We start from the raw sequence: 21,882 nt of genomic DNA on the forward strand, positions 1-21,882 counted from the left end.
AACGCGGGGTAAATAAAGCTACAAAACTTCGCCGAAGCTCACTCGCTTAGCGAGTCTCGCGATGGAGAGTATGCTTGCCGCAACGTGGGCAGAACTTGCTCAACTCGAGACGATCAGGCGTATTACGACGATTCTTCGTCGTGATGTAATTACGCTCCTTGCACTCCGTGCATGCAAGCGTAATGCCTGGACGGATGTCTGCGCTCTTACTTGCCATTTCGTTCACCTCTAGAATGTTGTGTGTTGACCAACTCCTGCTGGCCATTGTAGCGAGGAAGAGACTCGAACTCTTGACCTTACGATTATGAGTCGTACGCTCTAGCCAGCTGAGCTACCCCGCCAGAGAGCCTCGAGTGAGAATCGGACTCACGACCTCTTCCTTACCAAGGAAGTGCTCTACCACTGAGCTATCGAGGCGTGGCGGGTAGTGGATTTGAACCACTGAAGCACGAAGCAACTGATTTACAGTCAGTCCCATTTGGCCGCTCTGGTAACCCGCCAATGTTTCCGAACGGAGAAGAATATCTCCAAACGGCAACTTTGTTATTTTGCCACGAACGCGAGACTAATGCAAGATTAAGACACGCCGAAAGGCAAAAACCGCATCTAAATGCAGTCAAAAATATGATTATTTAAGCGAAAAACCATCTTTCTTTAAAGACTCGCATATTTTAAGAACACGGTCATTTGCTTCTGTTTCCGCAATTGTTATGCGAATACCTTCTCCAGCAAAAGCTCGCACAGAAAGACCTGCATCAACAAAACGCTGATTAGCTCGCTCTGTGTCTTCACCAAACGGCATCCAGAAGAAGTTTGCGTACGGCTCGACAATATTCCACCCTTGTTCACGCAAACCGCTTACAACGCGATTACGCTCCTTAACAAGTGCATCTACGCGGTTGCGCATCTCTACAAGCGCTTGAGGTTCCAAAGAGGCAATGGCAGCCACTTGTGCAATTTGGCTTACTCCAAATGGAACAGCCACTTTTCTCATGCCGTCTACAACATCTGCAGCGCCAATAGCGTATCCAATGCGCAAGCCAGCTAAACCGTATGCCTTAGAGAATGTTTGAGCAACAACAACGTTTGGATATTCGCGGTAAAGTTGCATGCCATCTGCCGTGCCTTTTGCGTTGTTAAATTGCACATACGCTTCGTCAATAAGCACCAAGACGTCGCTTGGTACAGCATCCAAAACCTTTCTAGCATCCTCATCAGAAAGTTGCGCGGATGTGGGATTGTTTGGATTGTTCAAAATAACAAGACGCGTGCGCTCATTAATTGCATCAATCATTGCGTCCACATCGTGCGACCCATCTGCGCGATTAGGAATTTTAACGCTTGTAGCGCCAGCACCCGTAACAATAATTGGATATGCCTCAAAGCTTCTCCAAGGGTATATAACTTCGTCTCCAGGACCCGCAACTAAGTCTACGAGCTGCGTAATAACCTCCGTAGAGCCGCAGCCAAGCACAACTTCATCGGGAGTAACGCTAAACTTTTTAGCTAACTCTTCTACAACTTCTGTTCCACGCATATTTGGGTAACGATTAATAACACCAAGCGCGCGGTTAGAAATAGCGTCTTTTACGCTTTCTAACGGCTCAAATGGGTTTTCGTTGCTCGAAATCTTATATGCGCGAATGCCGTCTAATGCGGGCGCTGGTTTGCCTTGCTTGTAATTTGGCAAACTATCTAGAATACTGCGGTGTTTGTAATCCATGATTTTATAATAGTCGCGTCTTAAACAAATTAAGCAAAAACGCTGAAAACAGCGGCGAACCGTTATTTTCAGCGTTAAATAGATTCAAATATTATTTGATTAATTACAAGCGATTAGCAAAGCAATCAACCAAACAATTAATCAAAAATCAGCCAAGGATTGCAAGAACGTCACGAGACGAAACAATTAAATAATCTTCGCCTTCGTAATGAACTTCTGTGCCGCCATACTTGGAGTAAAGAACCTTGTCTCCAACTTTAACGTCCATAGGAATGCGCTCACCCTTGTCGTCGCGACGACCTGGTCCAACAGCCAATACTTCGCCCTGTTGTGGCTTTTCCTTAGCGTTATCTGGAATATACAAGCCAGAAGCAGTTTGAGTTTCTGCCTGAGCTTGCTTAACAATAATCTTATCTTCCAACGGTGTGAGCTTAATCGACACTGTCGCCACCTCTTTCTTAAGAGAAATGTAACTATTCGCACAAATAATATTGACGAGGCTGACGATCACGTCAAAACTATCGCGCACTGTGATTTATAATAGCGCGTTTTTAGCACTCTACCAACTAGAGTGCTAAAATTTTGGAAAATTTTTTAAAAATATGTGTATTTTAATCTACTTTTAAACTTATTTTCATGCAGTGCGACGAGCTAAAACATCTCGCAAATCAGCTTTTCCTAATGAATCTTCAGTAATAACTGGTGGTTCCACATTATTATCGGAAGCTTCTTTAGTAGAAAGCGGTTTTTTAGCTGAAATTGCCTTAGCAACCTGCTTAGTGGACTTTATTTCCAAGCTTAACGGACCATTATTCTTGTCATTTGAAGAAGATTCTGTAGAATCAGACCCAAACGAGAAAGATATTAAATCTTGATGAGATTCAGACGAATCAGACGCGCCAGAAGAATAAGATACATCAGGCAAAGACGATGACTGATTACCAGCAGATACATAACCATTAGCATTCTGCGAATTGACGCGTTCTAAAGCCATACTAATTTCACGCTGCTGCATAACAGAAGTTTCTGTATTGTCTTGAGTATTCGACGAATATTGTGTAACAGAACCTGATGAATAATTTTGATACTCTTCTTCATGAGCTACAACAGAATTGACAATCGCATCAAAAACTGGTTCCACAATAGATTCACTAGATTCGCCATAACCTTTTTTACCATAGTTTTGCGGCACTCCAGCAGATTTGTTATAAGCAGCAACGCGCGCTTCCCAATCTCGCGCATGCTTTGCCGCAATAGAGCCAAAGTAAAGAACTGTTGACACCATAGCGAATGGTATAAGAGCGAACCAAGCAGAATATAATCCAGACAAACCAGCTACAAGAACCACAAGTGTCAAGAAAACAAGCGAAAAAACCAAAATACGGCGACGACGAACCGCAGCGCGACGAAGAGCACGAATACGAGCCACATGTTGCGGAGTAAAATTATCTCTTAACACCTTTGACTTATTGCTCTTATTTTTAGTGTTCTTATTTTTATTCGATCGCTTCTCTGACGGTTGCATTCCAACCCCTTTCGCCATCGCACCACTACACTCATGGAACAGCGAGGCACTACGCTCATCCACAATATGCAGCGAAGGTGAATACCTATCTTCGCTGTGCTCCAACATTGACTTCATGCTGTTAACAGTGCGCTTAGGCAACCAACCAAACATTAAGGCTATGATGATAATTAATACAATTAACGCACTCACCGATTCATAACCCATACGTATAAATATAAAGTGCGTTACGGATGTGAAGAGCCAAAACCAATTCGGCGTGTCGCAATTATAGGAATTATTACATTAAATTTTTACAAATTACTGCATCTTTTTGCATATATTTTAAGTCATCTTTCATGCGGTGCGGGAATGAGCTAGGATATGTGATGGAAATAAAGATCGGAGGAACCGTTGCCTACTTATCATTACCGTTGCAAGCAATGTGGATATGATTTTTCGGAATATCAATCGTTTGAAGATGACCCAATTACAGTGTGTCCAAAATGCGGAAAACCAGAACTTCGTAAGGTGTTTTCTGCGCCACCAATCAATTTTAAAGGTAGCGGATTTTATCGCACTGATAAATAATTTTTCAAGCAGGTACAAACAATTTGTGGAAATGTGCATAAACAATTTCGCTTATTAGCAAATTTGTGGAAAAGTGCATAAAAATCGTCTGATTTACAATAGAAAATAACCTTTAACCACATTGACAAAAATATCTTGTAGAAGCATCACCTTTTATTAGATGATGCTTCTATGAGCATGATATCAATATTAAAAAACACATCTAGCACGCATGATACGCACGAGAATCAAGTGCCAGCCATGCTTTTAAAACGCAGGCAGAAAGCACTTTTGTTAAATGCACTTACCATATTTTTTATTAGCGTTGCAACACTTATTGCAATAAATATGATTACGAGCTGTCAAGAAACGCAAATCATACCTGTAGCAATTAGAGATATATCTAAAGGCACTCTTATTAAACAAGATGATTTGTCTTATGTTAACGTGCCCAAAAACAGTGTTTTTAATCATGTTATTAACAAAGATTTGATCAAAAATGCTATTATCGCAACCTGCAATATCAAATATGGTATGCCTATCTTTACTAGTCAGATTACGCAACAAGCAAAAATTCCACCAGGATTCACAACGATTTCAATAAAACTGGCAAGCAACAACCAAGATTTAAACATTGGAGAAAATATTTCGATAGCATTTAGCAAAGTTTCAAGAGGAGATCACAACGAGAATGACATTGTTCAAGAAAATAAAAACATTTCTTTTATCCACGACGTAATAGTAGTCAAAACAGGCAATTCATCTCAAAACGCGTTACTAGCCATGCCTGCAGAGTCTGCATTACAGATAATAAATACACAATCTATTATTCCAAACCTTGCGGTTATTGCAATACGAGGATAAAACAGCTTTACCTACCACGTTCACTAAAAACTGCCCAATGAGGAGGAAGCTCGCCAAGAATACGATTATCGTCATCTTTAGAGCGCTGGTCTAAAGTCTGAAAATCCGAAGGCTCCAGCTTAACGCCATCAGCATCAAAAAGCTCAGAGCCTTTACGAACTACTCGATTATGTGTTCTAGAACATCTGCGATTGGGATTATAGTCACTCACTTATAGTCACTCACCTATCACGGCTCACTGATCTTCACCATAAAGCTCGCCTATTCTAGAAACAACCCGCTCAACCTCTTTTTCAGGATTTACGAATGCTCCAACGCTCCAAACATTCATAACAGACCAGCCAAGATACTCCAAATCTTGCGCAAACATGCGATGACGTTCACGCGTTGATTCTATATTCATGAATCTCATATCATCCGTTAAAACAGCAAGAGCAAAAGGCTTATCTGGCAAACCAACAACAAGAGGAATACTGTGTTCCTTATCAAATCCGTAATTCACCGCTACGCACAATCCGCGAGCGCGAATACGATCCGCCAAATCAGTAAACAAAACATTATTAAAACTGTCTACTGAAGAATCAAAAGCCTCCGCACGCGCATCTGCAGCTTCTGCCTTATTTTCTGCCTTATCTTGATCATATTCAGGTTTTGCTTCATCAAAATCAGTTGGATTTACTGGACTATCATCCAACTGCTCAGCCCAAATAAGCAATTCTTTAAGCAGCTTAGGACCATCCTGATGCAAACGTTCATCTTCCATATCACTAGATTTAAACGCGCAAACAATATCTAAATTTCTACGAGCTAATGCTAACGAATCAAGAAGTATGCCCTTACCGCCTTCTTCTTCCAAAACACCAAATTGTTGCAAAAGCCTACCGTGAGAAGTTTTTGCATAGCATAAGGAAAGAATAACATCCGTAGCGGCAGCACCAACAGACTCACTAGCATCTACAAGACGAACATGGCGAAGGAATCTATTCATATTTTCATCTTTAATAGCAAGAGCCTTAAGCTCCGCTCCTAAACGATTCCTAAACACACTCGTAAGAGTTACAACTGCAAGAACATAGCTGGAAGGAACTACCGTGAAAGTCGTAGCACGCTGTTTTATCAAGGAAACAACTTCGTCAATTTCCCTCTGACTACTCTCAATCAAACCAGTAGACATAACAGGAACACCAGAAGCCTCAACTTGGTGAAGCTTAACTTTACCTTGCATTCTATCTACAGGAACATCGTGACGAAGCGAACCATACCCATGATTTTCAAGGAAATTGGCAAGACGAAGAGAACGCCTAGTAGCACGAGATTTAACATGTACAGAAGGCAAAACACTAATCAAATCGTTAACACTCTGCGAACTTACCGTATTCTTATGAGCAATAACTACAACTTGGCGTGCACGAGCGAGAATGCTAAGAAGCTCAATATTGCTCAAATGCTCAACAGAATCAAGGATCACAATGTCTACAATCGGCTTAAATTCAGTCATCATAGTCAAAGTAGAAGGCATAGCAACCATAATTGGCTTAGCAGCAAGAAGAAGATCTGCATGAGAATTCATCAATTTGGTAAAAGTCACGCCAGAACTATTACTTGCCAGAGTTGTGTGAAGCTGATTAGCTTCCTGAGACCTAGAGAAAAGTAGTTCACACAAACGTTTTAAAGTCTCTTGTTGAACCATAGGCCCCACAGAGCGCACATGCTCAGTATCTACCTGAACAAAACGGTCAGAAGCATCTTGCATAGCCGAACCATCTTGGTTAGAAATAATCGCGGAAGAATTAACGATATCTTCAAAAACCGTAGTCCACCAAGCCAAGTGAAGCTCACCATCTAACGCAGAACCAGTAACATTACGCCTACGCAAATCGCAAACAAGGTCTTCTAAACCAACACCGCGTAAATCGCGCTCAATCACACACCTACCAGGTAAAGTATCTAAGGAAGCACGATTGTCATGTAAAGCCTGTAAACGCTCATCAAGTTTAGTAAACTCAACATTTTCAAGATCAGCACCCAAACGCGTGGTGGAAAGAACAGCATCAAGAGCTACAAGATTACGATCCAAAAGCTCCTGAGTACTAACAATCTCATCTAACTTAGGCGGTAACACAGGCCACCCTCCATGAGGAACAAAAGTACGCCACTGAGCAGCTTGCTGAGCAACAATCTTCAAAGCCTCATGAAGATCATCTACTTTAGCTCCTACACGCAAAAGACTACGAGCTTCTTTAATATGACGTCTACGCTCCCAGAAGCCCATTACTGTACCTTCACGTTTGCGAACAGCTTTAGGCTTACTTGCTTCAATCATCGCGCTAAGATCACGTTCAAAAATATCTGCTTGGAAAACATCTAAAACTCGGCGAAGATTCTTTAACACCGTAACCTGTCTACCCCATTCGCGTGCGGTAGCAGGAACAGGAAAACCGCAGTTTTGAACAGTTGATTTAACATGTTCGCGTGCTGCAGGAAGAAGCTTTAGTAGAACATCTACAACGCGCTGATATACAGCAACAGCCTCATTCTCATTGAACAAAGACGCGCCAAACCACGGGGTATCTTCAGGCTTTATCGTAAATTCTCCAAGCTCATCTGCTTGATGTAATTTTTGCGCCCATTCATCTAAATGACCAGAAAGCGATCTTGCAGCAGCAACATCTAGTCTTACATGAGTACAAGGATGAGTAGGCAACATTGCAATAGCAGCAAGATTTTGCATTGTATGATACGCTGACACACCCCAACGCTCATCTACTCCGTGCAAGTCTCCCAAATAACGATTTAAGCGAGTTTTAACACCAACTAACTCGTCACAAACCTGCTCAAAACGGCTAGAAGCAACGCTTTGACGCGCCCCAACTGCAGCTATGAGCTGAGAATCCACATGTTTCGCAAGGTGAGAATCCGAAACGTCTAGCGCAAGCGAAGAAATCTCATTCGCACTAAGAGCATGACGGAATCGACGCTGTTGTTCCATAACATTTGGAACATATAAAATGGACTTTCCAGCAAGAACACAGCGTGAAGAAATCGCAGCCGCGATAGAAGCAGAATCAGATCCAGCATCCACGTCTAAAGCCAGAGAAACGCCATTAGCAGCTAAACCAGATGCATAACGTACAACATTATCTACATCACCGACTTCATATTCACCATGAGGGTCTACATCTAGAGGAGAATACTCTTGCCTATCATTTGCCGCCAACTCTTGAAGCGCACGCTCATCGCCAGCAACCGCATCAATCATAGTGTTTCCAGCATTCCCAACTTTAAGCGCCTGCAAAATCTGAGCGCTTTCAGCCAAAAATCTGGATCCCGAATCAGTAAAACATCCAAGAACAATATCTCGTTCAATATCAAAATCTGGGAACACGCTGCGAGCAGATGCACAAATTGCATCAAAAACAGCTGACGTTTCTGGTGTTCCGCTTTCATAGTTTGCGCCGTCAAAAAGCGCATCTTCACTAAGATTCACGCCTCTCTCTTGCAATCTAAGAACAAGAGCATGGTTTAAGCGCACATTGCCAGAAAAGTAGATTGTTGCGTATGTTTCATCCTTGCCAGAGTCTCGAATAACTCTCACTGGGTATGTTAAAACTGGCACATGATTACCGCTCCACGATGCCACTCCAACAACAAGCGAAAGCTCCGAAACACCATTTTCGTGCGCCTTATTATCTCTATCTTCAAAAACCCTGTCTAGTCTGCGCCCTGCCGCGCGCAACATTCCAGAATCGCGGAATAACGCCTGAAGAGTTACTTTTCCACTCGCAAAAAGTTGCGCTATCCCAGATGGGTGAGCATGCGTTAATTCTAATTGTGCGGAAAGTTTCGTTATGTCTTCAAGCGGCGAAGGCGCAAGCTGTGACTTGTATTGTTCGCGCCAAGAGTTTATTCGCCTTAACTTTTCATCTCGCGAAGCTGTAGCCTGCGCACTTTCATGCTTTATTTGCGCATTCTGCTCGTAAGCTTCTTGATAATTTTGTTCACTCGCATTATGCGCTTGATTTACTTGGCTTATAAAATCATTCTGTTCGCCGCTCATACTACTAAACTCCCCTGTTTATAAACCTACTGCGTTGCGGTAAGCGTTATACCCGCTATTTTGCGCTAAAGCTTCATCTACGTCTGCATTGCCTTGAGCTGAAAGCCAAGCGTATAAATCGTCATAAAGACCTGTATTCATGGCTAAAAATGGAAGTAATTCTTGATATTTTGCTATCTCAAACTGCTTAGAGAAATCAGTGGTTTTCTGAGCTTCTTCCGAAGTGAATCCACCTGCTTGTACAATTTCTTTATGCGCGTTGAATTCTCCATTTGACACTTTTTCAAACACAGACCCTGGTTCAAAAGCTGGAGTGTATTGCGAATCTTCTTGAATATTGACTGAATTGGATTGAATGAATTGTTCATGATTTAGTTGAATTTGAGGCTCATCTTGCAATGAATCGTCGGTTGCTGGCGACTCATCTTCTGCCCCATCTTGTAATTCATTCTCATCTTGATAATTGATTTGAATTTCTGCTATCTCTTTTTGTTCAGTATTCTGATCTTGCGTTGTGTGATCCTCGTTTTCAACATCTACATTTTGCGAGTCCGGAATTTTAGAATCGTCTTGAACATTGTGAGAATCAAAAGAATCATTTGCAACAACACTGTTGTCAGAAATAGCAGCGTTACCTGCAACAGCACTGTTATCCACAATATTATCTGGATTTACAGTTTCATCACTATTAGTTTTGTCACTACTAGCTTGTGATGCATTAGCTTGTGCTGCATCATCAAAAAGATTACGAGGTTCTGCAGCAGACTCAAAATCTTCACGCACAACAGGAAGAACAACCTGATTAGCAATCACGGGATCGCTTTGTTTTACAGGATTTACTGAAATATCAGCCTTGCTTGCACTATAAACATCATCAGCTTTACCGGCAGCATTTAATTTGGACTGATTATCCCACACTAAATTAGGGTGTGAAACAGATTGTGCACGGAAAACGCCTGTTGGCTCTCCAGCACGAATATCAAGAATATCATCGACCGACAAATCCGAAGCATCTGGCTCTTTAATGGAACCGTCAGCAGCATAAGAGAACAAGTCGCGTACAGGCTCCGCACTATTTTCAGCCAAAGGAACTGGCTCTTCTATACGCACAAAGTCAATTGGCACATCTCCAAATTGCATGCGAACAATGCTATCTGGCATATGAAAATCAACATCTGGATCTAGTCGCAGCAAATCTCCGCTTTCGTTTACAAGATAAGTTCCGTTTGTAGAATGCAAATCTCGAATAGTCGCCACGCCACTTGTGTCTACTATAAGAAGCGCATGCCTTTTAGACATTGAGCGCTTATTGTCTACAATGTCTACACGCATAAAACCGTCTTCGCGCAAAGGTCGTATAGGCTTTCTGCCGATCTCCACAGACTGACCCGCTCCAACGCGCGCCTGCTCGACACCACCTACTGTAATCATCCAACGCTGCAAGGTTTGTCGACTTCCCACGGAACCTGCTCCCTTCAAAAAACACACTACATACTATTGTGTCATGCTTTGTGTATATTGCGCGAATCGACAACTCCGAGCTGCATAATGCGCGAGATCACCTCGATTCGCTGAGTCTATTAGAGCAGAAGCAATAGCTTGCGTTATATTCGTAGCTCACATGATGCGTTTGTAACGTTTTTACCGCAAAAAACGTTACAAACATCTCATCAATGATACAAAATGTAACGAAAATCAGTAAAAAAACGTTACAAATGCCTCACACGCGATACAAATATAAGAAACAAGAAAAGTACGAGCAACGTAAGCTATATCTTTTATCTTTGAAATACAAAAAAGCCCTCGTAAAATACGAGGGTTATTCGCTGGGGTACCTGGACTCGAACCAAGAATGGATGAACCAGAATCACCTGTGTTGCCAATTACACCATACCCCAATTGGCAGGCTTCGCGGCTCTTGGAACCGTTCCGTCTTTGTACCCCCGACCGGATTTGAACCGGTGTTGGCGCCGTGAGAGGGCGTAGTCCTAGGCCGCTAGACGACGGGGGCTTCATTTATCTGCTACGCCTCTAGACGCAACAAATGTCGACTTTACAACATAACAGCTCAATACGCAACCGCGGCGTGTCGAAAATACGCTAAAACTCCTAAAAAACACAAAAAGCGGAAATGCAGAATTCCACTACATTCCCGCTTTATACAAAATCTACTTAAGATTTAAAAGCTATTTACGATTTACAAATGCTCACGCAATCCAGCCAAACGCGCCAAAGTCACGTCTTTACCAACAATTTCCATGGACTCAAACAATGGCGGAGAAACGCGACGGCCAGAAAGGGCCACTCGCACAGGGCCAAATGCCAAGCGCGGCTTGTAGCCAGCTTCCTCTACAAGCTTCTTGTTCAAAAGCTCGTGCAAAGAATCCGTATGCCAATCAGAAGCATCAACACTTTGCAAAGCAGCGAGCGCAGCATCAAGCACATCACCAGCAGATTCCTTAAGCTGCTTACGCGCATCGTCATCTGGCTCAATATAGCCATCTTCGCTCAACAAACTGCCAACCATTCCAGCAACTTCACCAAGCAAACGCACTCGAGGCTGAACAAGAGGAGCAGCAGCGGTGAGCACTTCACGCTCACGGTCAGTTAAGGCATCCCAATTGTCCGCGCTAACTACGCCATCCTTATGCAAATAAGGCACAGAGCGATTTAAGAAGTCTTGCGAATCAAGCATGCGAATATGCTCAGCGTTAATGGAAATTGCTTTATCCAAGTCAAAGTGTGCAGGGTTTGCCTTAACGTCTCGCACATCAAACTTTTCAATCATCTCGTCCATAGTGAACACGTCGCGATCAGGCGCAATAGACCATCCAAGCAAAGCCAAGTAGTTCAGCAAGCCTTCTGGAATAAAGCCGTTATCTCTATGCAAGAACAAGTTGGACTCAGGGTCTCTCTTAGAAAGCTTCTTCTTGCCTTCGCCCATAACGTAAGGCATGTGGCCGTAAAGCGGAGTTTCCTTCGCAATACCCATTTCCATAAGATAACGGTAAAGCACAATCTGACGAGGTGTGGAGCTAAGAATATCCTCACCGCGCAAAACAACGTTCACATCCATTAACGCGTCATCAACAGGGTTCGTAAGCGTGTAAAGCGGATCACCATTCGGGCGCACAATCACATAATCTGGAACAGATCCAGCTTTAAAGGTGATTTCGCCACGAATTAAATCGTTAAAAGTAATATCTTCATTTGGCATCTTCAAGCGAAGTGCAGGCTTGCGACCCTCCTCGCGGAAAGCTTGCTTCTGCTCCTCAGTAAGGTTGCGATCGTAACCATCGTAACCAAACTCAGCTGGGCGCCCTGCAGAAATATTGCGCTCTTTAATCTCTTCTGGAGTAGAGAAGGACTCGTAAGCGTATCCTGCATCAAAAAGCTTTTTCGCCACATCCTTATAAATTTCCATACGCTGAGACTGGCGGTAAGGGCCATTTTCTCCACCAACATCAATACCTTCGTCCCAATCAATATTGAGCCAACGAAGAGCCTCAATAATCTGCTGGTAGCTTTCCTCGCTATCTCGCTCATTATCTGTATCTTCAATGCGGAAAAGCAATTTGCCGCGAGTATGGCGAGCTTCCGCCCAGTTAAACAGCGCTGTACGAACCATGCCAACGTGAGGCGTGCCGGTTGGCGAAGGGCAAAAACGCACACGAACATTCTTTGGAAGTTCAGGCTTTGTGGATTTTGTTGCATTATTAGCAACTTCTTGAGTTTCCTCTGTATCAGTCATAGGTTCCATTGTGCCGCGCGTTACGGACGTGCCTATCTAGTCAAGCGCTTGCGTTGATTCCTTATTACCTTCCACATGCGCAAACTTTGCAGCAAGAGCCTCGCGAGACTTTCTATCGTCTTCTTCTTTTGCAAGCTTCTTAGCCTCTTCTGGATCCCAAAGTACGTCTTCCTTATGCTTTAACCATTCGCGCTCAAGCAATGGGGCTGCAATTTCAAGTAGCGTGCTCATACTATTTTCGCTATTTTCGCCAGTTTCGCCATCATCGCCACTTTTTACGCAATCAACAATCGCACGCCACTGATTATCCTTAAACATCATTCGCGGAACTCCCGCGCACTCACACACTTCGTTAATATATAGGAATATAGGCAAAGTTTCGTAAATGTTGCTTGTTTTTTCAATAAGACTTTTAAGAATAGACAGTATTGCTGTAATTTTTTGCGATTCTACAGAATTAAGTCCGCAAAAATCACACTCTTGTTTTGCGCATCTAAACGCATCTTGCAAGCTATCAACACTCCAATTACCTGCAACGCTTAAAGAATCCGCAGCACCGTTGATTGCGTTAACATCATTAGAAAGATTTGATTCAAGCTTGTTAAAAATAGCGCTAACATCATTCGTGTTATTTTCTAGCTCTTCTTGCGCTTCGCTGTAGTCTGGTTCGTAGCATAAATCCATATCATCGTAAGCGTTTGCAGCAGCCAAAAGAGCGTCAACTATCTCTTGAGGGCGTCCTGGAATTTCGTCTGCACCTTCATACACAAACTCTGCATCTGGAACAGTAACGTCTAAATCTGTAATAATTCGAGCAATAGTGCGAATTGCCCTAACCTCAAGATTTTCAGCATATTTTGCGTCATTATCTAAATGGCGAGCTTCGCTTAAAGGCCACAATTTAGTTAAATCCGCGGCCGACTTTGCAGCAGACTCAAGCAGACTCAAAGCCTGTGAATCCAGCTTTTCTACAGAATCACCCATAATAACGCTCCTTCGCATTAGCTGTAAAAAACAGTTTCTACGCATCTTTTATGCATATTTTAAAGTCTATTGCTTATTATTCCACACGTTCTATTGCACACGCGCCGCAGGATCCACATATGTGATGGAAAGCACATTCATATTTGCGCAATCGTACGTAATCGAAGTAATCGATGCTAAGGCCGTTTTACGCAAAAGCATATTGTGCTCAGCGTGACCTGTTTCTAGCAAATGACGGTAAGACCATATTGGCGATTCGTGCGTTACAGCTACGATTTGCTCTCCTGGGTGATTTTTCACTTGTTCGCACGCAAAATCGCCAACGCGCGCAGCAATACTCTTGTAGGATTCTCCCCAACTTGGCTTCCACAAATTAGATACAAGTTTCCAATTGTTGTTTTTCCACAAAGCGCCTTCGCCGTAGCCGATTCTTTTCCCTCGAAAATTGTTTTCTGCTTCGATTAGACGATTGTCTAAAATAATCGGGCCAATTTGCAAAGCGCTTGCGATTTGTTGCGCTGTTTCTTGCGTGCGCTCCAAAGGAGACGAGTAAATCGCACTAATTCCGCGCATTTGTGGAACAGTCGCAATGTATTTTGCTGTAGCGCAAGCCATTTTTAAGCCGCGATTAGATAAGTGAAATCCTGGGAGCCTCTCGTAAAGCACGTGATTTGGATTTTCCACTTCCCCGTGGCGCACAAAATGAATAGTCGTAGCTGGCATATTTTCTAAACCTACTTCCAAACCTACTTCCACCCTTTTGGAGTGTGACTTAACGACCATTCACCTAACTTGTGAGCAAAAGTATTGTCTTTAGCGGCATCATAATCAGGTTTTTGCGACTTTGTGTCGTCTAAAAGCCATTTTCTAATAACAAAATTCCACACAGCTACAACAACTGTTGCAATAAGCTTGCCAATGTTTGTGCGAAGCATGTAAATCGCAGTACCACGCAAAGTTTGTGCCATTCCAAGCGTGCTAAGCCAAATAATCGCATCGTTAATAAGCAAACCAATAACTGCAGAAATAATAAAAATCAGCAATTCCATCCAACGAGCCATGTCTTCGCGGTGCTTAAACACGTACTTCATGCTGGCAATATAGTTAAAAATAAGTGAGATTATAAAAGATATTGTTCCAGCAACAACGTTATTAAGATGCACAAGAAGAAGCAGGTTTAGCAATACTACGTCAATAATCAGCGCAATAATGCCTACGATTCCAAACTTAACAACCTGTTCAATAAGTTTTTTCATACATTCAATTAAACACGCGGAGGCTAACAATTCACTATAATTATTGCGTAACGCAGGTTTATTATTGCGTAACATAAGTTGCGCAGCACAAGTTTATAAACTTAAAAAATTCATAAAACTTAGCAAAGGAGCGATTATGCCAGTTATTCACACTCATGTTTCTGTAAGCACTACACCTGCTCAGCGCGATGCCTTAAAAGCAGCATACGGCAAAGCGATTAGCGCAGTTCCAGGCAAAAGTGAGCATTGGCTTATGTGCCCGTTTGAAGACAATATGCCAATTTATTTTGCAGGAGACAATTCTAAGCCTGCAGCTTATGTTGAAGTGAACGTGTTTGGTTCTAGCGTACCTGGGTCTGCTTGGGAAAAGTTGACAGAGCAGATTATGGCAGCTTTGAATCGCGAGCTTGGAGTGCCACAAGACCGCACTTACATTCGTTACACTGCAACAACTGACTGGGGTTGGAACGGCGGCAACTTCTAGTCGCAAGTCGCAAGCCTAAAATCTCAACTCGCAAAAATCGCCATATCGCAGCTCATATGAGCATTAATATGGCGATTATTTATTATTACAACTATCTATACAAATAGTTGTGAATTAGTCACTAGGATTGATTGCCAAAATTAGGCTCGTCAACAGTAGACTTAGCAGATACAGCGAACGCATCCGACTCGTCAAAATCAGCATCGCTTGAAGAATAGCCATCGCTATTAGCAACGCTGCCTTCAAGATCTGGGCCAGCAGCTACGCGAGCCACTTCTTCCATACCTTTGTTGTCACATAAAACCATACGAACATAGCCAACAACAAATCCAACAGCAGCAGGGCAAACCCAAGCCATTCCAAATTCCGAGAACGGCAACCAGTTTTGAGCAACCAACAACATATCGTTCATATGCAATGCGTTGCGCAAAGCGGATGGCAAACTATTTAAAAAGTCAAATACAGCTGCAACACCAGTAAAACCAAGTGTCCAAGCGTACACAACTTTGGAATTTCCAAAAAGTCGACCACACAAAGCCAAAAGAATCAGCACGATTGACAGCGGATACAAGAACATTAATACTGGAACCGCATATTCGATGATTGCGCTCAAACCAAAGTTTGCAAGGCCAAACGAAACAAGCGTAATCAATACAGACCAAACACGATAGCTAGGACCTTTAGGGAATAGCTTAGAGAAAGTTTCCGAACAGCTTACGATTAAGCCAACTGCCGTCTTTAAGCATGCAAGAGTTACAGTTGCAGCAAGCACGAATAAGCCAACGTTTCCAAGATGATAGCGTGCAACTTGCGCCAAAGTCACGCCACCATTTTCCGCAGGTGGGAACAGCGCGCGGCTACGCACACCAACAACAACAATCGCAACGTAAATCAACGCCATAAGCAAGCAGCTAAAGAATCCAGAGCGGGCAGTATTAACTGCCACATCTTTAGGATCTTTTACACCAAACTGACGAATGGTGCTAACAACAACAATTCCAAATGCCAAGCTAGCTAAAGCATCCATTGTGTTGTAGCCATCTAAGAATCCTGTAAAGAATGACTTATTAACATAATTTCCTATAGGAGCAGCATCCGAAGAAGCACCGCTTATAGGAGAAAATAGTGCAGTAAATACCAAAACAGCTAGGAACACAAGGAAGATTGGCGTAAGAACTTTACCAACCCACGTAAGTATGCCGCTTGGTTTCATAGCAAAGAAGAATGCGAGCGCAAAGAACACTACAGAGAACAAGAACAAGTATAGTTGTCCGTTTCCGTCTTGCGGAATAATTCGCTCCAATCCAACAGTGTATGAAGTTGTTGCACAGCGCGGAATTGCGAAGAACGGGCCGATTGTTAAATAAAGAACGCATGTAAAGAACATGCCGTATTTTTTGCTAGCTTTGCTAGAAAGCTCAAAAAGACCGTTTGCGCGACTCATTGCAAGAGCCGTAACGCCCAACAATGGCAAACCAACGCCAGTAACAATAAAACCGATTGCTGCAGGCGCAGAATTGTTTCCTGCGTTAGCACCAAGGAATACTGGGAAAATAAGGTTTCCAGCGCCAAAGAACATGCCGAACAACATGACCGCCACGTATGCGGATTCAATAATTGTCAAGTTCCTTTTTTTCGGGGCACTGTCTGTGCTGACACTTTGTGTTGTGACGCTCATGCTACACCTCCTATATGGTGAAAAATTGTTTAAGCATATTATTTAACGCATTGAATAACAAAACTGAAACCGAAAAATAATATTAGGGGGTATACTAATCAATCGCATGTACTTAATCGACAAAAATTTGCAATTTCGCGCGTGTCTACTAGTCAAAAATAAAAGGACGCTAGCGTAAAAACTAACGTCCTAAATAAAAAAGCAAATGCACTAAATCACATCTTGTCTGGAGCAGAAACTCCAAGCAAATCAAGTCCAGATGCAATAACTGTGCGAACAGCCTCGTTAAGCTTTAAGCGAGCTGCAGCGCGTGCTGGCTCTGGGCACTTTGCAATGCGCTGAGCTTCGCGCTCTGCTTCTGGCAAACGATTTTCTGGGTCGCTCAACTCCATTGGCACTACGCGCTCAAGGTTGTACCACTTGTGGTAGCTTGCTGCCAAATCTTCAAGATAATGCGCAACTCTGTGTGGAGCACGCAAATCGCCAGCTTGTGCAAGAGCTGCAGGCCATTGCGCCAAAGCAGCCAGCACTTCGCCGTCAGCCTCGGTATTAAGCAAGCTTAAATCGGCTCCATCTGCACTGATTCCAGCATCCGCAGCGTTACGAGCCACATTGCAGCTGCGTGCGTGAGCGTATTGCACGTAATACACAGGATTATCGTTGCTGTGGGAAGCAAGCAAATCCAAATCAATATCAACGCTTGTGTTGTAGTCGGTGCGCGCAAGCGAGTAGCGAGAAGCATCAACGCCAATTGCATCAACTAAATCGTCAATCGTAATAACGTTTCCAGCACGCTTACTCATGCGCACAGGCTTACCATCTTTCATAACGTTTACCATCTGACCAATAAGAATCTGCATGTTTTCGCCTGGCTCATCCCCAAAAGCCGCGCACATTGCCATCATTCTGCCAATATAGCCGTGATGATCCGCGCCAAGCATGTAGATTGCTACGTCCGCAGGATTCTGTTCGCGATGACGCTTGTTGCGATAGTACGCAATATCTGCAGCAAAATAGGCGTAATTGCCGTCAGACTTAATAATTACGCGATCCTTGTCGTCGCCATGCTTAGTAGATTCAAACCAAGTTGCGCCATCTTTTTCAAAAATGTCTCCACGCTCACGCAAATCTGCAATAGCGCGCTCAACTTCGCCATCCTCGTACAAGCTGTTTTCGTGGAACCACACGTCGAAGCCAACGCGAAAATCGCGCATTGACTTACGAATTTCAGCAAACATCATTGGCACTGCGCGCTTGCGGAACTCTTCACGCTGCTCAGAGTCGCCCTCGCCAAGCGGCAAACCTTCCTCGTCTTTACCAAGATCAATTCGAGGTAAGGAAAGAACATCAACGCCGTCTGCTTGCGCTTCTTTTATAACAGCATCCGCGATTTCGTTAATATACGCGCCTTTGTATCCGTCTGCAGGCGTTTCTTCGCCGTGAGCTGCAGCAACTAAAGACTTTGCAAAACGGTTAATTTGCTCGCCATGATCGTTGAAATAGTATTCGCGCACAACTTTTGCGCCGTTCGCTTCCAAAACTCGAGCCATGGAATCGCCAACTGCCGCCCAGCGAGTGCCACCAATATGAATTGGGCCAGTTGGGTTTGCGGAAACAAACTCAAGATTCAAAGTTTTGCCGCTCAAATGCGTATTCTTGCCAAAATCAGCACCCTGCTTTAAGACCTCGTCTACGACTGCCGCTGCAGAAGCAGAATCAAGTGTTATGTTAATAAAGCCAGGACCTGCAACTTCTACAGACGCAATACCTTCTGCTTCTTGCAAACGCTCGGCAAAAAGTTCAGCTAAATCGTGAGGCTTCATACCAGCTTTTTTAGCGAGCTGCATAGCAACGTTCGTAGCCCAATCGCCGTGTGCGCGATCTTTTGGTCGCATCACCGCAAGTTTTTCGGCAGCAGGAATCAAATCTTCTGTTAGATTGCCAGCTTTACCACTTGCTACTAAATCTTTCGCGATTTTTTCAATTAATTCACTTAAGCTTTCTGGATTCATGGTTTACAGTCTAGCGTTACCGCGCGATGCTTAGTATTTACAATACACAAAAAGCGCTGGAGTCAAAGATTAACTTACAGCGCTTTTGTTTTGCAATTAATCGCGAAGCAGCTTACGATTAGTTACTTCGCGATTAATCATTTTCGATTACTTGCGATTACTGGCGATTACTTCTTTTTTGCAGGAGCTTCACCGAGTTCGCTTTGAGCAACAGAAACGTTTACATTAGTTGCATCAGAATCTGCATCTGCAGACGAAGAATCCGCCGCCGAATCGCCAGCATCCGCAGCCTTAACAGCGTTAAGCTTTACTTCTCCAGTAACGCGTCCCGCTTCCGCAACGTCTCCCAAAGTCTCCTCAACAGCCTTATAAGCATTTTCTGCTACGTTCAAAGTCACTTGCAAAATAGGAGTCTTCATAGAAACCTTTGCTTCAGACTTAATCTTTCGCAAAGTAGCCAAAGCCTCGCCCGCGTAAGCTAAAGTGTCTGCAGAAACACCGTTTGCAGCAGCCTCATACGCCTTAGCGCATGGCCAGCTAGCACGATGCACAGAACCTTCGCCGTCATGCATCCAGCTCCACACTTCTTCCGTAGCGTAAGGCAAGTAAGGAGCAAGCAAGCGAGCCAACGCGTCGAGTGCAAGGCCAAGAGTTGTGCGAGCAGACTTTACAGCAGCTTCGCTTGGAGTGCGTCCAGTGGACTCTGCAGTACCATAAGCACGATTCTTTGCAAGCTCAATGTAATCGTCACAGAACTCCCAGAAGAAGGTTTCTATTGCTTCCAAAGCCTTGGAATGCTCGTAAGATTCAAGCGCATCAGTTGCGGTACGAATAACGGATGCGAGCTTTGCCATAACAGAGCGATCCAAAACTTCCGTAACGTCTGCAAAATCCCAATCCGCACTAGCAGACTCAAGAACCTGATGTTCCTCATCTTCACGGCCAATTGCGAGCGCAAACTTCGTAGCGTTCAAAAGCTTAATCGCAAGACGTCGGCCAATCTTCATCTGGCCTTCGTCGTAAGTTGCATCCAAGCCAAGCTTTGCAGAAGTTGCCCAGTAGCGCACAGCATCCGCACCAAACTCTTCGATTGGCTTATTTGGCACAACCACGTTGCCTTTAGATTTAGACATCTTCTTATGGTCAGGATCAAGAATCCAGCCAGAAAGCGCAGCATGCTTCCAAGGCAAGCATCCGTTTTCAAGATGCGCACGATCAACCGTACTAAACAGCCAAGTACGAATAATATCCTGGCCTTGTGGACGCAAATCCATTGGGAAAGTAGCCTTAAACAGAGCTTGATTTTCCTCACCTGGCTCTTCCCAACGAGTCACAATTTGTGGTGTTAAGGAAGATGTAGCCCAAGTGTCCATAATATCCTGCTCAGCAGTAAAGCCATTTGGCTGGTCTCGCTGAGATTCATCGAAGCCTTCTGGAACGTCAATAGTTGGGTCGATTGGCAAACGATCTTCGCTAGGCGTCAAAGGATGCTCGTAATCCACTTCACCATTTTCATTTACTGGGTACCAAAGTGGGAATGGCACGCCGAAGAAGCGCTGGCGAGAAATAAGCCAGTCACCATTCAAGCCGTGAACCCAATTCTCGTAGCGCACGCGCATAAAGTCTGGGTGGAAGTTAAGTTCCTTACCGCGCTCAATAAGCTCAGCATTCAGCTTCTCATCTGTGCCGCCGTTCTTTAAGTACCATTGGCGAGAAGTGACGATTTCCAAAGGCTTATCGCCCTTTTCGTAGAAGTTCGTCATACGCTTTGTTGGCTTTGGTTCGCCTTCCATATCTCCAGCTGCTTGCAAAGCTTCAACAACTTCCTTGCGAGCGGAGAACGTGGTTTTGCCGGCAATTTTCTCGAACATTTCACGGCCAGACTCGTCCGTAATCCAATCAGGAGTCGTCATTACAATGCGGCCGTTACGCTGAATAATTGGTCGAGTTGGCAAACTCAAGTCGCGCCACCACTCAACGTCAGTTACGTCACCGAAAGTGCAGCACATTGCAATGCCAGCGCCCTTGTCCATTTGAGCTGCAGGATGCGCCAAAATCGGGACCTTCACCTTAAACAGCGGTGAGTAAACTTCCTGACCAAAGTACTTCTTGTAACGCTCGTCGTCTGGATGCGCGATCAAAGAAGTGCATGCAGCAAGCAATTCTGGGCGCGTAGTTTCAATATAAATTGGCGTACCATCTTCAAAGCGGAACGCAATCTTATGGTAGAAGCCAGGATATTCGCGCGCTTCAAGCTCAGCCTGCGCAACTGCAGTCTGGAATGTAACATCCCACAAGCCTGGAGCGTCTTTCTGATAAGCCTCTCCACGAGCAAGATTGCGCAAGAATGCTTTTTGTGCAACTCGGCGAGGCTGCTCGCCAATAGTGTGATAAGTTTGCGACCAATCAACAGAAAGACCAAGCCTACGCCACAAAGCTTCAAAAAGCTTCTCATCTTGAGAAGTTAGGCGCTCACAAAGCTCAATAAAGTTCTGTCTGCTTACAGGAACCTGATCCTTAGCTTCAATCTTCTTGCCTTCAGTGCCTTCAAAAGGCGGCTTAAAATCAGGGTCATACTTCAACGAAGTATCCACTCGCACACCGTAATAATTCTGCACGCGGCGTTCTGTTGGCAAGCCGTTATCATCCCAACCCATTGGGTAGAAAACGTCAAAACCTTGCATACGCTTATATCGCGCAATCACATCAGTATGCGTGTAAGAGAATACGTGACCAACATGCAAATGACCACTAACTGTTGGAGGTGGAGTATCGATAGAATATACTGCCTTACGATCGCGAGAATTATGGAATGCGTAAGTCTTAGCTTCGTCCCAATTACTACGCCACTTGTCTTCAAGACCATCAACGCCAACTTTGTTAGGAAGCGGCGTTAAATGTGCGTGTTTTACTGTGTTATTATCCTGTTCACTCATGAACTGAATATTAGAAACTCAGCGCGACAACGTCAATATTTTTACAAATATTTGTAAAAATTA

The 21,882-nt window shown here is 43.9% G+C and carries 17 protein-coding genes and 5 tRNA genes; 3 read left to right on the top strand and 19 right to left on the bottom strand.

Annotated elements, in window-relative coordinates:
- Positions 1 to 46: 46 nt before the first annotated feature.
- The 7 genes from rpmG to HXT46_RS05875 all read right to left on the bottom strand — a co-directional run bounded on the left by rpmG (position 47) and on the right by HXT46_RS05875 (position 3,401).
- Complete coding sequence (rpmG, locus tag HXT46_RS05845; RefSeq protein WP_004114322.1) at positions 47 to 217, bottom strand: 50S ribosomal protein L33; 171 nt, start codon at positions 215 to 217, stop codon at positions 47 to 49.
- Positions 218 to 267: 50 nt separating this feature from the next.
- Positions 268 to 341 (bottom strand) — tRNA-Met (locus HXT46_RS05850).
- Between the two features lie 4 nt (positions 342 to 345).
- Positions 346 to 417, bottom strand: a tRNA-Thr gene (locus tag HXT46_RS05855).
- Between the two features lies 1 nt (position 418).
- Positions 419 to 500: transfer RNA gene (locus HXT46_RS05860), tRNA-Tyr, on the bottom strand.
- Positions 501 to 628: 128 nt separating this feature from the next.
- Complete coding sequence (gene hisC / locus HXT46_RS05865; RefSeq protein ID WP_004114321.1) at positions 629 to 1,723, bottom strand: histidinol-phosphate transaminase; 1,095 nt, start codon at positions 1,721 to 1,723, stop codon at positions 629 to 631.
- Between the two features lie 148 nt (positions 1,724 to 1,871).
- Positions 1,872 to 2,165, bottom strand: a complete 294-nt coding sequence (groES, locus tag HXT46_RS05870; protein WP_004114319.1) for a co-chaperone GroES — start codon at positions 2,163 to 2,165, stop codon at positions 1,872 to 1,874.
- Between the two features lie 192 nt (positions 2,166 to 2,357).
- Positions 2,358 to 3,401 carry a hypothetical protein gene (locus HXT46_RS05875; protein ID WP_004114317.1) on the bottom strand — a complete coding sequence of 348 codons (1,044 nt, stop codon included), beginning with the start codon at positions 3,399 to 3,401 and terminating at the stop codon, positions 2,358 to 2,360.
- Positions 3,402 to 3,641: 240 nt separating this feature from the next.
- Between HXT46_RS05875 and HXT46_RS05880 the strand changes: the two genes are divergently transcribed.
- Both HXT46_RS05880 and HXT46_RS05885 read left to right on the top strand, forming a co-directional pair.
- The gene (locus HXT46_RS05880) at positions 3,642 to 3,818 is read left to right on the top strand and encodes an FmdB family zinc ribbon protein (RefSeq protein ID WP_004114314.1); all 177 of its coding nucleotides are present in this window, start codon (positions 3,642 to 3,644) and stop codon (positions 3,816 to 3,818) included.
- Between the two features lie 171 nt (positions 3,819 to 3,989).
- Entirely contained in the window at positions 3,990 to 4,661 is a 672-nt protein-coding gene (locus HXT46_RS05885; RefSeq protein WP_009994632.1) for a hypothetical protein, read from the top strand.
- Positions 4,662 to 4,668: 7 nt separating this feature from the next.
- On the opposite strand, the gene HXT46_RS05890 is transcribed toward HXT46_RS05885, so the two are convergent.
- The 9 genes from HXT46_RS05890 to HXT46_RS05930 form a co-directional block, all read right to left on the bottom strand.
- The gene (locus tag HXT46_RS05890; RefSeq protein ID WP_004114310.1) at positions 4,669 to 4,872 is read right to left on the bottom strand and encodes a hypothetical protein; all 204 of its coding nucleotides are present in this window, start codon (positions 4,870 to 4,872) and stop codon (positions 4,669 to 4,671) included.
- A 24-nt stretch (positions 4,873 to 4,896) separates the two neighbouring features.
- The gene (locus HXT46_RS05895; RefSeq protein WP_421785902.1) at positions 4,897 to 8,718 is read right to left on the bottom strand and encodes a helicase; all 3,822 of its coding nucleotides are present in this window, start codon (positions 8,716 to 8,718) and stop codon (positions 4,897 to 4,899) included.
- Positions 8,719 to 8,736: 18 nt separating this feature from the next.
- Positions 8,737 to 10,179 (bottom strand): FHA domain-containing protein, encoded by a 1,443-nt coding sequence (locus tag HXT46_RS05900; RefSeq protein WP_004138728.1) that lies wholly within the window; start codon positions 10,177 to 10,179, stop codon positions 8,737 to 8,739.
- Between the two features lie 365 nt (positions 10,180 to 10,544).
- A tRNA-Gln gene (locus HXT46_RS05905) sits at positions 10,545 to 10,616 on the bottom strand.
- 40 nt (positions 10,617 to 10,656) lie between these two features.
- Positions 10,657 to 10,729: transfer RNA gene (locus HXT46_RS05910), tRNA-Glu, on the bottom strand.
- A 186-nt stretch (positions 10,730 to 10,915) separates the two neighbouring features.
- A complete protein-coding gene (gltX, locus tag HXT46_RS05915) occupies positions 10,916 to 12,478 on the bottom strand; it encodes a glutamate--tRNA ligase (protein WP_421785904.1) in 1,563 nt (520 codons plus the stop codon).
- Between the two features lie 27 nt (positions 12,479 to 12,505).
- Entirely contained in the window at positions 12,506 to 13,453 is a 948-nt protein-coding gene (locus HXT46_RS05920; protein ID WP_048730720.1) for a hypothetical protein, read from the bottom strand.
- 90 nt (positions 13,454 to 13,543) lie between these two features.
- Positions 13,544 to 14,176: a histidine phosphatase family protein gene (locus tag HXT46_RS05925; RefSeq protein ID WP_009994640.1), complete on the bottom strand. Its 633-nt coding sequence runs from the start codon at positions 14,174 to 14,176 to the stop codon at positions 13,544 to 13,546.
- A gap of 23 nt (positions 14,177 to 14,199) precedes the next feature.
- Positions 14,200 to 14,709 carry a GtrA family protein gene (locus HXT46_RS05930; protein ID WP_004114300.1) on the bottom strand — a complete coding sequence of 170 codons (510 nt, stop codon included), beginning with the start codon at positions 14,707 to 14,709 and terminating at the stop codon, positions 14,200 to 14,202.
- Between the two features lie 136 nt (positions 14,710 to 14,845).
- Here HXT46_RS05930 and HXT46_RS05935 point away from each other — a divergent pair, with 136 nt between their 5' ends.
- Positions 14,846 to 15,193, top strand: coding sequence for a phenylpyruvate tautomerase MIF-related protein (locus HXT46_RS05935; RefSeq protein ID WP_004114298.1), 348 nt, complete (start codon positions 14,846 to 14,848; stop codon positions 15,191 to 15,193).
- 121 nt (positions 15,194 to 15,314) lie between these two features.
- Here the strand turns inward: HXT46_RS05935 and brnQ are convergent, their stop codons facing one another.
- The 3 genes from brnQ to valS form a co-directional block, all read right to left on the bottom strand.
- Positions 15,315 to 16,871 (bottom strand): branched-chain amino acid transport system II carrier protein, encoded by a 1,557-nt coding sequence (brnQ, locus tag HXT46_RS05940; RefSeq protein ID WP_020760228.1) that lies wholly within the window; start codon positions 16,869 to 16,871, stop codon positions 15,315 to 15,317.
- A 215-nt stretch (positions 16,872 to 17,086) separates the two neighbouring features.
- Positions 17,087 to 18,883: an arginine--tRNA ligase gene (gene argS, locus HXT46_RS05945; protein WP_421785908.1), complete on the bottom strand. Its 1,797-nt coding sequence runs from the start codon at positions 18,881 to 18,883 to the stop codon at positions 17,087 to 17,089.
- A gap of 167 nt (positions 18,884 to 19,050) precedes the next feature.
- Complete coding sequence (valS, locus tag HXT46_RS05950) at positions 19,051 to 21,819, bottom strand: valine--tRNA ligase (RefSeq protein WP_421785910.1); 2,769 nt, start codon at positions 21,817 to 21,819, stop codon at positions 19,051 to 19,053.
- Positions 21,820 to 21,882 lie beyond the last annotated feature (63 nt).

Origin of the sequence: Gardnerella sp. DNF01204, from assembly GCF_049244145.1 — a bacterium.
Classification (GTDB): domain Bacteria; phylum Actinomycetota; class Actinomycetes; order Actinomycetales; family Bifidobacteriaceae; genus Bifidobacterium; species Bifidobacterium vaginale.

Bases quoted from the DNA above. Each gene is read 5' to 3' on its own strand.
- rpmG (WP_004114322.1), bottom strand. From the start codon at position 217: ATGGCAAGTAAGAGCGCAGACATCCGTCCAGGCATTACGCTTGCATGC.
- hisC (WP_004114321.1), bottom strand. From the start codon at position 1,723: ATGGATTACAAACACCGCAGTATTCTAGATAGTTTGCCAAATTACAAG.
- HXT46_RS05875 (WP_004114317.1), bottom strand. From the start codon at position 3,401: ATGTTTGGTTGGTTGCCTAAGCGCACTGTTAACAGCATGAAGTCAATG.
- HXT46_RS05885 (WP_009994632.1), top strand. From the start codon at position 3,990: ATGAGCATGATATCAATATTAAAAAACACATCTAGCACGCATGATACG.
- HXT46_RS05895 (WP_421785902.1), bottom strand. From the start codon at position 8,718: ATGAGCGGCGAACAGAATGATTTTATAAGCCAAGTAAATCAAGCGCAT.
- gltX (WP_421785904.1), bottom strand. From the start codon at position 12,478: ATGGAACCTATGACTGATACAGAGGAAACTCAAGAAGTTGCTAATAAT.
- HXT46_RS05920 (WP_048730720.1), bottom strand. From the start codon at position 13,453: ATGGGTGATTCTGTAGAAAAGCTGGATTCACAGGCTTTGAGTCTGCTT.
- HXT46_RS05925 (WP_009994640.1), bottom strand. From the start codon at position 14,176: ATGCCAGCTACGACTATTCATTTTGTGCGCCACGGGGAAGTGGAAAAT.
- HXT46_RS05930 (WP_004114300.1), bottom strand. From the start codon at position 14,709: ATGAAAAAACTTATTGAACAGGTTGTTAAGTTTGGAATCGTAGGCATT.
- HXT46_RS05935 (WP_004114298.1), top strand. From the start codon at position 14,846: ATGCCAGTTATTCACACTCATGTTTCTGTAAGCACTACACCTGCTCAG.
- brnQ (WP_020760228.1), bottom strand. From the start codon at position 16,871: ATGAGCGTCACAACACAAAGTGTCAGCACAGACAGTGCCCCGAAAAAA.
- argS (WP_421785908.1), bottom strand. From the start codon at position 18,883: ATGAATCCAGAAAGCTTAAGTGAATTAATTGAAAAAATCGCGAAAGAT.
- valS (WP_421785910.1), bottom strand. From the start codon at position 21,819: ATGAGTGAACAGGATAATAACACAGTAAAACACGCACATTTAACGCCG.